General features: G+C 56.7%; 9 protein-coding genes. 7 read left to right on the top strand and 2 right to left on the bottom strand.

The features are described 5' to 3' along the window. Genes G0034_RS18830 through G0034_RS18820 form a run of 3 tightly spaced genes read left to right on the top strand, consistent with a single transcriptional unit; the run spans position 1 to position 3,904 of the window. On the top strand, positions 1-771 hold the full coding sequence (locus G0034_RS18830; protein ID WP_023331260.1) for an aspartate dehydrogenase: 771 nt from the start codon (positions 1-3) through the stop codon (positions 769-771). A 9-nt stretch (positions 772-780) separates the two neighbouring features. Continuing rightward, positions 781-2,250, top strand: a complete 1,470-nt coding sequence (locus G0034_RS18825) for an aldehyde dehydrogenase (RefSeq protein ID WP_179121188.1) — start codon at positions 781-783, stop codon at positions 2,248-2,250. A gap of 13 nt (positions 2,251-2,263) precedes the next feature. Beyond that, entirely contained in the window at positions 2,264-3,904 is a 1,641-nt protein-coding gene (locus tag G0034_RS18820) for a thiamine pyrophosphate-binding protein (RefSeq protein ID WP_179121187.1), read from the top strand. A gap of 113 nt (positions 3,905-4,017) precedes the next feature. Here G0034_RS18820 and G0034_RS18815 read toward each other — a convergent pair whose 3' ends face one another. Beyond that, positions 4,018-5,286: an OprD family outer membrane porin gene (locus tag G0034_RS18815; protein WP_023337739.1), complete on the bottom strand. Its 1,269-nt coding sequence runs from the start codon at positions 5,284-5,286 to the stop codon at positions 4,018-4,020. 210 nt (positions 5,287-5,496) lie between these two features. Then, positions 5,497-6,255, bottom strand: a complete 759-nt coding sequence (gene loiP / locus G0034_RS18810; RefSeq protein ID WP_023331256.1) for a metalloprotease LoiP — start codon at positions 6,253-6,255, stop codon at positions 5,497-5,499. A 272-nt stretch (positions 6,256-6,527) separates the two neighbouring features. Between loiP and tkt the strand changes: the two genes are divergently transcribed. The 4 genes from tkt (at position 6,528) to fbaA (ending at position 12,264) form a co-directional block, all read left to right on the top strand. Continuing rightward, entirely contained in the window at positions 6,528-8,519 is a 1,992-nt protein-coding gene (gene tkt, locus G0034_RS18805) for a transketolase (protein WP_023331255.1), read from the top strand. Between the two features lie 340 nt (positions 8,520-8,859). Then, complete coding sequence (gene epd / locus G0034_RS18800) at positions 8,860-9,879, top strand: erythrose-4-phosphate dehydrogenase (RefSeq protein ID WP_014885157.1); 1,020 nt, start codon at positions 8,860-8,862, stop codon at positions 9,877-9,879. A gap of 49 nt (positions 9,880-9,928) precedes the next feature. Beyond that, positions 9,929-11,092 (top strand): phosphoglycerate kinase, encoded by a 1,164-nt coding sequence (pgk, locus tag G0034_RS18795; RefSeq protein WP_014885156.1) that lies wholly within the window; start codon positions 9,929-9,931, stop codon positions 11,090-11,092. A 92-nt stretch (positions 11,093-11,184) separates the two neighbouring features. Then, positions 11,185-12,264 (top strand): class II fructose-bisphosphate aldolase, encoded by a 1,080-nt coding sequence (gene fbaA, locus G0034_RS18790; RefSeq protein WP_014885155.1) that lies wholly within the window; start codon positions 11,185-11,187, stop codon positions 12,262-12,264. Positions 12,265-12,407: the final 143 nt, after the last annotated feature.

Raw genomic sequence — 12,407 nt, 5'->3', positions numbered from 1 at the left:
ATGAAAAAGATCATGTTAATTGGTTTTGGCGCCATGGCGCAGGCGGTGATTGAGCGTTTACCCGCGGGCGTGGCTATCGGCTGGATCGTGGCGCGTGAATCTCATCATGCGGCGATTCACACACAGTTTGGTGATGCAGTGATGGCGCTCGGTACGCCGGTGGCGTGCGCTGACACGCCCGATCTGGTGCTGGAGTGCGCCAGCCAGCAGGCGGTGGCGCAGTACGGCGAGGACATATTGCGTCGCGGCTGGCATCTGGCGGTGATCTCCACCGGCGCGCTGGCGGACAGCGCGCTGGAGCAGCGTTTGCTCAGTGCTGGCGGCAAGCTGACGTTGCTCTCCGGCGCGGTTGCCGGTATCGACGGGCTTGCGGCGGCGAAAGAGGGCGGGCTGGAACGCGTGACCTATCAGTCGCGCAAAAGCCCGGCCAGCTGGCGCGGCAGTTATGCTGAGCAGCTTATCGACCTTAACGCGGTGTCTGAGGCGAGCGTTTTCTTTGAAGGCAGCGCCCGCGAGGCGGCGCGCCTGTTCCCGGCGAACGCCAACGTGGCGGCGACGGTGGCGCTCGGTGGCGTCGGGATGGACGAGACGCGCGTGCAGCTGATGGTCGACCCGGCAACGAAGCGCAATACCCACACGCTGCATGTCGAAGGCGTGTTCGGCGAGTTCCATCTTGAGCTGAGCGGGCTGCCGCTGGCGTCTAACCCTAAAACCTCCACTCTTGCAGCACTGAGCGCGGTACGCGCTTGCCGCGAGCTGGCCCTGAGCTGAGGAGCGACGATGGACGATCTGAAGATTTTTATCGGCGGCCACTGGCGACATGGTGGAGGCAACCCGATGCAGAGCCATTTCCCGGCAGACGGGTCGATCAATGCGACGCTGAATGCGGCAAGTCTCGACGATCTGAATGACGCAATCGAGGCCGGCGAGCGGGCGTGGCGCGATCCCGCGTGGCGCCGCAGCCTGCCGCACATGCGCGCGAGGATCCTGCATAAGGTCGCGGATCTGATTGAATCCCGCGTCGACGAACTGGCGAAAATGCAGAGCCGCGATAACGGCAAGCCGCTCGCGGAAGCGCGTGGGCTGGTGATGAGTGCGGCAGGGACGGCGCGCTACTTTGCCGCTGCCTGCGAGCTGCTGGAAGGGGAACTCCCGACGCCACGCCAGCCGGGTCTGCTGACCCTGAGCCGCTATGAACCGCTCGGCGTGGTGGCTGCCATCACGCCATGGAACTCGCCGATTGCCAGCGAAATGCAAAAGGTTGCCCCGGCGATTGCCGCCGGAAATGCGGTGATCCTCAAACCTGCCGAGGCCACGCCGCTGATGGCGCTGGAGCTGGCGCGTATTTTTGAACAGGCCGGGCTGCCCGCCGGGCTGCTGAGCGTGCTACCGGGTAAAGGCTCGGTGATTGGCGATACGCTGGCGCGTCACCCTAAGGTGCGCAAAATCTCCTTTACCGGTGGTACCACTACAGGCCGCCATCTTGCACACGTGGCGGCGGAAAAGCTGATCCCGGCATCGCTGGAGCTGGGCGGAAAATCCCCGACCATCGTGCTGGAAGACGCAGACATCGAGCAGGCCGCGCGCGGCATCTGCTACGGCATTTTTAGCTCGGCAGGGCAGGCGTGCATCGCCGGTTCAAGGCTGTTTATCCACGAGAGTGTTTACGCGCCGCTGATGTCGCGGCTGCTTGAGCTCACGCGCGGACTGCGCGTCGGACATCCGTTTACTGACGGTACCCATGTCGGGCCGCTGATTAACCCTAAACATCGTCAGAGCGTGCAGGATTACGTCGAGCTGGCGAAGCGCGAAGGGGGCCGCGTGCTGTGCGGCGGGGAGATCCCGGCCGATCCTGAGCTGGCAAACGGCAGTTTCTTCCTGCCCACCCTCATCGAAGGGCTGAGCAACAGCGCCCGCGCGTGTCAGGAGGAGATCTTCGGCCCGGTACTGGTGGCGATGCCGTTTCGCGACGAGGCCACGCTTATCCGCGAGGCCAACGACTCGGTGTACGGCCTGGCGTCGGGGATCTGGACGCGCGATGCCGGGCGCGCGCTGCGCCTGAGCGAACAGCTTGAGGCGGGCACGGTGTGGATCAACACCTACAAAGTCTTTGCGATTTCAACCCCGTTCGGGGGCTTTAAAGAGAGCGGTCTGGGCCGCGAAAAGGGCATTCAGGGGCTGAAAGCCTGGATGCAGCAAAAGAGCATTTATCTGGCGACGGGTAACAGCGTCAACCACTGGTGCGACTGAGAAAGGGTGAGCAATGAGCGAAATGATAACCGTCGGCGACGCCATCGCCAGAACGCTGGAGCAGTATCAGGTTGAGGCCATCTACGGCGTCATCTCCATTCACAACCTGCCGATCGCGGATGCGGTCGGGCAGCGCGGCAACATTCGCTTCGTGCCCGCGCGCGGCGAAGCGGGATCCGTGACCATGGCCGACGCCCACGGACGTTTTTCCGGTCTCGGCGTGGCGCTGACCAGCACCGGTGCGGGTGCGGGTAACGCGGTAGGCGCGCTGGTAGAAGCGATGAACGCCTGCACGCCGCTGCTGCATTTAACCGGACAGGTCGAAAAAGCCTGGCTGGATGCCGATACCGGATTTATCCATGAAACCCGCGACCAGCTGACCTTCCTGAAGGCCAGCTCCAAACGGGCGTACCGCATCAGCAACGCCAACCAGGCGATAGCTATCCTGCACAAAGCGATTCAGGACGCGCAGACGCCGCCGTGCGGGCCGGTCTCTGTTGAGATCCCGATTGATATTCAGAGTGCCAATATTCCGCTTTCGCTGGTGACCGCACCGGTGAAACCGACGTCGGTCGCCACCGTGGACCCCGCGATAGTTGACGCACTCTGGGCGCAGCTGAAGCAGGCAAAACAGCCGTTGCTGTGGCTGGGCGGCGGAGCGCTGAGAAGCGCTGATGCGGTGAAAAAACTGGCGGATGCAGGCATCACCGTCATCTCCAGCACCCACGCGCGCGGCGTGCTGCCGGACAGCCATCGCGGTAGCCTGCGGGCGTTTCAAAACTCGCCATCCGTTGAAGCGCTCATCGCGCAGTGTGATTTTACGCTGGTCGCCGGTTCACGCCTGCGCAGTAACGAAACCCGCTCATGGACGCTGGCGCTGCCGTCTCCACGGGTACAGGTAGATATCGACCCGGCGGCGGCGAGCCGTAATTATCTGATGGATAACACGCTGATAGCCGATTGTTCCGCGTTGCTTAGCGCGCTGGCCGACAACGTACAGGGGCGTGAGTGGGGCAACGCGCAGTGGGACGCGCTGGTTCAACAGGCGGTTGAGCAAGCCGGGCAGGGCCTGCGCGATCAGTGCGGCCCCTATGCGAGACTTAACGATGCCATCGAGAAAGCGCTTCCGCAGGACGGCCTGCTGGTGCGCGATATCACCGTGTCCGGCAGCCTGTGGGGCAGCCGCCTGTTCCGCGCCAACGGCCCGCTGATGAACATTCACTCGCTGGCCGGAGCCATTGGTATGGGGCTGCCGATGGCCATTGGCACCGCGATAGCTAACCCGCAGCGCAAGGTTGTGGGGCTGGTGGGTGATGGTGGTCTGAGTCTGAACCTCGGCGAACTGGCGACGCTGGCCCAGGAGAAAGCCAACGTGACGCTGCTGATCATGAACGACGGGGGGTACGGCGTAATGCGTGGTATTCAGGATAAGTATTTCGGCGGGCGTCAGTATTACAACGAGCTGCATACGCCGGACTTCACTCTGCTGGCGCAGGCGATTGGCCTGCAGGCATGGAGCGTTGAGCGTGCCGAGGATTTTGATGCCGTTATGACAGAAGCGCTGGCGATGCCGGGCCCGTCGGTAGTGGAGGTGCGGATGGGGCAGATTGGCACCCTGAAGTTTGCCGGGCCGCCGCAGAAGACGCTGTATTGATATCGTGGATATCGCCCGGTGGCGCTGCGCTTACCGGGCCTACGGTTTCTCACTCAATAACAGCGAAAAAACCGTAGGCCGGGTAAGGCGAAGCCGCCACCCGGCTTTTTTCATCAGAACACGTTAAACGGGTATTCCACGTAAGCACGGATCTCATCCCCACCCACGTTGTAATCGCTGGCGTTGCTGGAGACACGCAGCACGGAATAGCGCAGCTTCAGCTTCAGATCTTTCGCCGGACCATCCTGCACCTGGTACTGGATCTGGTTGAACCACTCATGCTCTTTGCCGTTGCTGGTTTCAGAGGTTTTGATGTTATCGCCACGCACGTAGGCGGTGGTCCAGCTCAGGCCCGGCAGGCCGAGTCCGCCAAAGTCCAGACCGTACGATGCCTGCCATGAGCGTTCGTCTTCGCCGTTGAAATCAGACCAGTAGGAGTTAGCCAGCCAGATGGTGTTGCCGCCGTCACCCACACCGCCCTGGTCGCGGTAGCCACCGTAGTTGTAGCCGGTGCTGCCGCTGCTCTGCTGGTATGCCACTTTGAACGTGTGAATGTCCCAGATATAGCTCGCTGCCAGGCTCCAGATGGTGTTGCTGCGGCCCGTGTCGAGGCTGTCGGCGTAACCCTGCTCCAGACGCGAGTTATAGCCGTTAAAGTCGAGTACCAGCTGCTGCCCGGTGCTGAACGGTTGTTTGAAATTCAGGCCCAGGTACTGCTTGTTCATTACCTCTTCATTATGCGAGGCATACACCGCACCGCTGAACTGCTCGTTAAACTGGTAGCTCGCGCCACCGAAGGTCAGGCTCTTCAGGCCGCTGTCGTGGCGGTCATCACTTTTGCGCTGCTCGTCGGTGAAGTAACCGGCGTTGACTTCCAGACCGTCGATCTCTTTTGAGGTCAGCAGGGTGCCGGTGTAGCTTTCAAACAGCAGGCGGGAGTTGTCGGCATTCACGATCGGCAGCTCAGGACGCTGACTACCGTAGCTCAGCACGGTATTTGAGATACGCATTTTGGCGGTTGCGCCAAATTTCGCTAAATCGGATTTTGCCCGGCCATCGTCTTCCTGTTTAAAGAAGTCGATACCGCCCGCACCGCTTTTTCCACGGCCACCGTCCAGACGAACGCCATACTGTGCAATGCCGTCTACACCAAAGCCCACCAGCCCTTCGGTATAACCGGATGTGAAGGTGGCAATAATACCCTGGCCCCATTCGGCTTTATCCTGCTGGCCCTGATGATAGTCGCGACTGATATACGCATTGCGTAAAAACAGGTCCAGATGGCTGTCGTCAATAAAACCCTGACTGTCGGATTGCTGGCTTGCAGCGGCGGGTAATGCGGCGAATAAACCTAAAGCAATTAACGATAATTCTTTTTTCACGGAGGGAACGTCTCTGTCTTAATATATTAAAATGAATTACTGCAGGCCGGATAATTACCCGAATGGTTAATGATTGCAATAATTATGTGTCCAGACGTTTCAGCGCTAAGAGCCGGATATGGAGAGGGTTTTGCGGGAGTTACCGATACGTGCGATTAATTTGGCAATTCATGCGAAATAAAAAGGAGGCAAATTTGCCTCCTTCCAGAATTATTTAATTCCATCTGCGGCCATACGGTCGCGAATATGTTGTGCACGTTCTTCTGAGGCCGGGTGATCGTCAAACATGGAGCTCTGGCGTCCCGCTTCCAGCTTCGCCAGTTTTTCGAAGCTGGTGGCTAAACCTGACGGATTAATCCCGCGTTTGCGCAACAGATCGTAAGAGTAGTCATCCGCTTCGGACTCCTGGCGCTGGGAGAACTGGGAATTGACCAGCTTTTCTCCGACATCGCCGAGCTGTGACTGAGACAAGCTGCCCACGATACCGCCCGCAGAGGCAGCCGCCGCACGGATGGCGTTGGTGCCTAAGGCGACCTGCATCCCTTTTTTCACGTGGCCGAGCGCAACGTGACCCATTTCATGGCCGATAACCGCTTCCACTTCGTTGTCGGTCATCATATCCATCAGCCCGCTATAGACGCGGATGCAGCCGTTTGCCATCGCGAAGGCGTTGACGTCTTTAGCCATGTAAACCTTATAGTTCACCGGCTGACCGTTGATGTTATCGCCGAGCGCGGAAGCAATCTTATTCAGACGCTGTGTGTAGGTACTGTTAGCCGGCGCAATCGTGGCTTTTCCGTCCATATCTTTACAGGCCTGATCGCTCAGCGCTTTAACCTGCGCATCGCTCAGGGAGTAGGCCTGAAAGGCTTCTGCGCCTGACGTCATCAGACCGTTAGAATCCATATTCTGACAGCCGCTCAGCATGAGCGTTGTACCCAGGGCCAGCACTATTGCACGCATTTTCATGAAGTTGCTTCCGTACTTGTTAATCTCAATAAAATCCGAAAAGTGCACCCGCAACGAAGCCGGGGCCGGGATAAGTATAAGGAATATCTACAGGCGCGGGCGAGCAGATTGCGCAACATGCGAGCATGATCCAGAGATTTCTTAAGCTGCAAAAGAATGGTCCATGTACATGCCCTGCGGCTTGGGTTACATTGTTGGCACTTTTTTCCGGCGTAGCCCAAAACGCGCTGTCGTCAAGGGCATGGCCTTTAACAGTCCGATCTGGAGTTAAAATGTCCTCACGTAAAGAGCTTGCTAATGCTATTCGTGCGCTGAGCATGGATGCAGTACAGAAAGCCAAATCCGGCCACCCGGGTGCCCCTATGGGTATGGCAGATATCGCCGAAGTCCTGTGGCGTGATTTCCTTAACCACAACCCGCAGAACCCGGCATGGGCTGACCGCGACCGTTTCGTGCTGTCTAACGGCCACGGCTCTATGCTGATCTACAGCCTGCTGCACCTCACTGGCTACGATCTGCCTATTGAAGAGCTGAAAAACTTCCGCCAACTGCACTCCAAAACTCCAGGTCACCCGGAAGTGGGTTACACCGCTGGCGTAGAAACCACCACCGGCCCACTGGGTCAGGGTATTGCTAACGCAGTGGGTATGGCGATTGCTGAGAAGACGCTGGCGGCGCAGTTCAACCGTCCTGGTCATGACATTGTTGACCACTTCACCTACGCGTTCATGGGCGACGGCTGCATGATGGAAGGCATTTCTCATGAAGTGTGCTCCCTGGCAGGTACCCTGAAGCTGGGTAAACTGGTTGCGTTCTATGATGACAACGGCATCTCCATCGACGGTCACGTTGAGGGCTGGTTCACTGACGACACCGCAGCACGTTTCGAAGCTTACGGCTGGCACGTTGTGCGTGGTGTTGATGGACACGATGCTGACTCGATTAAACGTGCAGTAGAAGAAGCGCGCGCGGTCACCGATAAACCGTCCCTGCTGATGTGCAAAACCATCATCGGCTTCGGTTCTCCGAACAAAGCGGGTACGCATGACTCCCACGGCGCACCGCTGGGCGACGCGGAAATCGCATTGACCCGTGAAGCATTGGGCTGGAAACACCCTGCATTCGAAATTCCATCTGAGATCTATGCTCAGTGGGATGCAAAAGAAGTGGGCCAGGCGAAAGAAGCTGCCTGGAACGAGAAATTCGCCGCCTATGCGAAAGCCTTCCCTCAGGAAGCGGCTGAGTTTACCCGTCGTATGAAAGGCGATATGCCGTCTGACTTCGACGCGAAAGCGAACGAATTCATCGCTAAGCTGCAGGCGAACCCATCTAAAATCGCCAGCCGTAAAGCGTCCCAGAATGCGATCGAAGCGTTTGGTCCATTGCTGCCTGAATTCCTCGGCGGTTCCGCTGACCTGGCGCCATCTAACCTGACTCTGTGGTCTGGTTCTAAGCCAATTAACGAAGACACTGCCGGTAACTACATCCATTACGGTGTACGTGAATTCGGTATGACCGCGATTGCCAACGGTATCTCCCTGCACGGCGGTTTCCTGCCGTACACCTCTACCTTCCTGATGTTCGTAGAGTATGCGCGTAACGCCGTGCGTATGGCTGCGCTGATGAAACAGCGTCAGGTGATGGTCTACACCCACGACTCCATCGGTCTGGGCGAAGATGGCCCAACTCACCAGCCGGTAGAGCAGGTGGCTTCCCTGCGCGTGACCCCGAACATGAGCACCTGGCGTCCATGTGACCAGGTTGAATCTGCGGTAGCGTGGAAATACGGCGTTGAGCGTCAGGACGGCCCAACTGCGCTGATCCTCTCCCGTCAGAACCTGGCACAGCAGGAGCGTACGCCAGAGCAGCTGGCGAACATTGCTCGCGGTGGTTACGTGCTGAAAGACTGTGCAGGCCAGCCTGAGCTGATCTTCATCGCGACCGGTTCTGAAGTTGAACTGGCGGTTGCAGCATGGGAAAAACTGACTGCCGAAGGCGTTAAGGCGCGCGTGGTCTCCATGCCGTCTACCGATGCGTTCGACAAACAGGATGCGGCTTACCGTGAATCTGTTCTGCCTAAAGCGGTTTCTGCGCGTGTGGCAGTGGAAGCGGGTATCGCTGACTACTGGTTCAAATACGTGGGCCTGAATGGCGCTATCGTCGGTATGACCACCTTCGGTGAGTCTGCGCCGGCAGAATTGCTGTTCGAAGAGTTCGGCTTCACCGTTGATAACGTTGTCGCTAAGGCGAAAGAACTGCTGTAATTGCTTGTACGGTGCGGGCTGACGCCCTCACCCCAGCCCTCTCCCACAGGGAGAGGGTGCAAACACTAAAAACGGTAACCTTTGGGTTACCGTTTTGCTTTTACCTCCCCGGTATTATTCCACCGAAAATGTGACGCATGTCATATAGCACGCTTATTCATCTGGACAGCCATTCCTTTTATTCCTCGATTCGCTTATTCTTGCTGAAGCGTTTCAGTCGATTAAATGTTCGACAATTGACCAATCAATCGCAGTTTGTGATAGCAAAGATTCCCCTTCGGGCGTAGCTGGATTACTCTTTCAGCCACCTCAAACTCAGGGATAGCTTTGCAGGAGATCTATGACCGTACGCGTAGCGATTAATGGCTTCGGTCGCATCGGGCGCAACGTGGTTCGTGCTTTATATGAATCCGGGCGTCGTGCGGAAATAACCGTGGTGGCAATCAACGAACTGGCGGATGCTGCGGGCATGGCGCATTTGTTGAAATATGACACCAGCCACGGCCGCTTTGCCTGGGATGTTCGCCAGGAAAGAGAGCAGCTGTTTGTCGGTGACGATGCCATCCGCGTGCTGCATGAAAGCAGTATCGCAGGGCTACCGTGGCGTGAGCTGGGCGTGGATGTGGTGCTCGACTGTACCGGGGTTTACGGCAATCGCGAACATGGCGAAGCTCACCTGGCAGCCGGTGCGAAAAAAGTCCTGTTTTCTCATCCCGGCAGTAACGACCTCGACGCGACCGTCGTGTTTGGCGTCAACCAGCATGAGCTGCAGGCTGAACACCTCATCGTTTCCAACGCCTCCTGTACCACCAACTGCATTATTCCGGTCATCAAACTGTTAGACGATGCGTATGGCATTGAGTCCGGCACCGTGACCACGATTCACTCCGCCATGCACGACCAGCAGGTTATTGATGCCTACCATCCGGATTTACGACGCACTCGCGCGGCGAGCCAGTCAATCATCCCGGTAGATACGAAACTGGCGGCAGGGATCACCCGAATTTTCCCGCAGTTTAATGACCGTTTTGAAGCGATTGCCGTGCGTGTCCCGACGATTAACGTCACCGCAATCGACCTGAGCGTGACGGTGAAAAAACCGGTAAAAGCCTGTGAAGTCAACCTGTTGCTGCAAAAAGCGGCACAGGGAGCATTTCATGGTATAGTTGACTATACGGAATTACCGTTGGTCTCAGTAGATTTTAACCACGACCCGCACAGCGCTATTGTTGATGGCACGCAAACGAGGGTCAGTGGCGCACACCTTATCAAGACGCTGGTCTGGTGTGATAACGAATGGGGCTTTGCTAACCGGATGCTCGACACCACGTTAGCAATGGCCGCTCAAGGTTTCAGGTAAGACGCATCGTGCGTCTGCAAAACTTTAAGAATCAACGAGAGGATTCACCATGTCTGTAATTAAGATGACCGATCTGGATCTGGCTGGTAAACGCGTTTTCATCCGTGCTGATCTGAACGTACCGGTTAAAGAGGGTAAAGTGACCAGCGACGCGCGTATCCGTGCATCCCTGCCAACCATCGAACTGGCTCTGAAGCAGGGCGCGAAAGTGATGGTCACCTCCCACCTGGGTCGTCCTACCGAAGGCGAGTACAACGAAGAGTTCTCTCTGCTGCCAGTGGTTAATTACCTGAAAGACAAACTGTCCAACCCGGTTCGCCTGGTAAAAGATTACCTGGACGGCGTTGAAGTGGCTGCTGGTGAGCTGGTTGTTCTGGAAAACGTTCGCTTCAACAAAGGCGAAAAGAAAGACGACGAAACCCTGTCTAAGAAATACGCTGCACTGTGCGACGTCTTCGTGATGGATGCATTTGGTACGGCGCACCGTGCTCAGGCCTCTACCCACGGTATCGGTAAATTTGCAGACGTAGCATGTGCGGGTCCTCTGCTGGCTGACGAACTGGAAGCACTGGGCAAAGCGCTGAAAGAACCTGCTCGTCCAATGGTCGCTATCGTTGGTGGTTCTAAAGTGTCTACCAAACTGACCGTGCTGGATTCCCTGTCAAAAATCGCTGACCAGCTGATCGTTGGCGGTGGTATCGCGAACACCTTCGTTGCTGCTCAAGGCCACAACGTGGGTAAATCCCTGTACGAAGCGGACCTGGTTGACGAAGCGAAACGCCTGCTGGGCACCTGTGACATCCCGGTTCCAACCGACGTTCGCGTGGCGACCGAGTTCTCCGAAACCGCAACCGCGACCCTGAAATCTGTTAACGACATCAAAGATGAAGAGCAGATTCTGGACCTGGGCGACGTTTCTGCACAGAAACTGGCTGATATCCTGAAAAACGCAAAAACTATCCTGTGGAACGGTCCTGTTGGCGTGTTCGAATTCCCGAACTTCCGCAAAGGGACTGAAATCGTGGCTAACGCTATTGCAGACAGCGAAGCGTTCTCTATCGCAGGCGGTGGTGACACCCTGGCAGCTATCGATCTGTTCGGTATCGCTGACAAGATCTCCTACATCTCCACTGGTGGCGGTGCATTCCTCGAATTCGTGGAAGGCAAAGTACTGCCAGCAGTAGCAATGCTCGAAGAGCGCGCTAAGAAGTAAGCCATTCAAGGGCAGGGAAACCTGCCCAATTTTCAGCGCGCTTATCAGAGCTCGCACCTTTTCTAACGGCCGAAGATACAGGACTAAGCAACATGTCTAAAATTTTTGATTTCGTAAAACCTGGCGTGATCACTGGTGATGACGTACAGAAAGTGTTCCAGGTAGCTAAAGAAAACAACTTCGCTCTGCCAGCAGTTAACTGCGTAGGTACCGACTCCATCAACGCCGTACTGGAAACCGCTGCCAAAGTTAAAGCACCGGTTATCGTTCAGTTCTCTAACGGTGGTGCTGCGTTCATCGCGGGCAAAGGCGTGAAAACTGACATTCCTCAGGGTGCTGCTATCCTGGGCGCTATCTCTGGTGCGCACCACGTACATCAGATGGCTGAGCACTACGGTGTTCCTGTTATCCTGCACACCGACCACTGCGCGAAGAAACTGCTGCCGTGGATCGACGGTCTGCTGGACGCGGGTGAAAAACACTTCGCAGCCACCGGTAAACCACTGTTCTCTTCTCACATGATCGACCTGTCTGAAGAGTCACTGCACGAAAACATCGAAATCTGCTCTAAGTACCTGGCGCGCATGGCCAAAATGGGCATGACTCTGGAAATCGAACTGGGTTGCACCGGTGGTGAAGAAGACGGCGTGGACAACAGCCACATGGACGCTTCTGCCCTGTACACCCAGCCAGAAGACGTTGATTACGCGTACACCGAGCTGAGCAAAATCAGCCCACGCTTCACCATTGCAGCGTCCTTCGGTAACGTACACGGCGTCTACAAACCAGGTAACGTGGTTCTGACTCCAACCATCCTGCGTGATTCTCAGGAATACGTTTCTAAGAAACACAACCTGCCGCACAACAGCCTGAACTTCGTCTTCCACGGCGGTTCCGGTTCTTCTGCTCAGGAAATCAAAGACTCCGTCAGCTACGGTGTGGTGAAAATGAACATCGATACCGACACCCAGTGGGCTACCTGGGACGGTATCCTGCAGTACTACAAAGCTAACGAAGCTTACCTGCAGGGTCAGCTGGGCAACCCGAAAGGCGAAGACCAGCCGAACAAGAAATACTACGATCCACGCGTATGGCTGCGCGCTGCACAGACTTCAATGATTACTCGTCTGGAGCAGGCATTCAAAGAACTGAACGCGGTTGACGTTCTGTAATTTGAGCTGCTGAAAGCGTTAAAAGGCCCGCAATAGCGGGCCTTTTTTTATGCTTTTTCAATATCCTGCAATACCTGTTTTTGTGATCTGCTTGGCAATACGCGTACTTTTTGTTTACCCTTTACTGACCTGCCTGTCTCGCT

This window comes from Enterobacter sp. T2, from assembly GCF_010692925.1.
Taxonomy (GTDB): Bacteria; Pseudomonadota; Gammaproteobacteria; order Enterobacterales; family Enterobacteriaceae; genus Enterobacter; species Enterobacter kobei.
This window is presented reverse-complemented; position numbering and strand designations above follow the sequence as displayed.

Bases quoted from the DNA above. Each gene is read 5' to 3' on its own strand.
- loiP (WP_023331256.1), bottom strand. From the start codon at position 6,255: ATGAAAATGCGTGCAATAGTGCTGGCCCTGGGTACAACGCTCATGCTG.
- G0034_RS18825 (WP_179121188.1), top strand. From the start codon at position 781: ATGGACGATCTGAAGATTTTTATCGGCGGCCACTGGCGACATGGTGGA.
- fbaA (WP_014885155.1), top strand. From the start codon at position 11,185: ATGTCTAAAATTTTTGATTTCGTAAAACCTGGCGTGATCACTGGTGAT.
- tkt (WP_023331255.1), top strand. From the start codon at position 6,528: ATGTCCTCACGTAAAGAGCTTGCTAATGCTATTCGTGCGCTGAGCATG.
- G0034_RS18820 (WP_179121187.1), top strand. From the start codon at position 2,264: ATGAGCGAAATGATAACCGTCGGCGACGCCATCGCCAGAACGCTGGAG.
- pgk (WP_014885156.1), top strand. From the start codon at position 9,929: ATGTCTGTAATTAAGATGACCGATCTGGATCTGGCTGGTAAACGCGTT.
- G0034_RS18830 (WP_023331260.1), top strand. From the start codon at position 1: ATGAAAAAGATCATGTTAATTGGTTTTGGCGCCATGGCGCAGGCGGTG.
- epd (WP_014885157.1), top strand. From the start codon at position 8,860: ATGACCGTACGCGTAGCGATTAATGGCTTCGGTCGCATCGGGCGCAAC.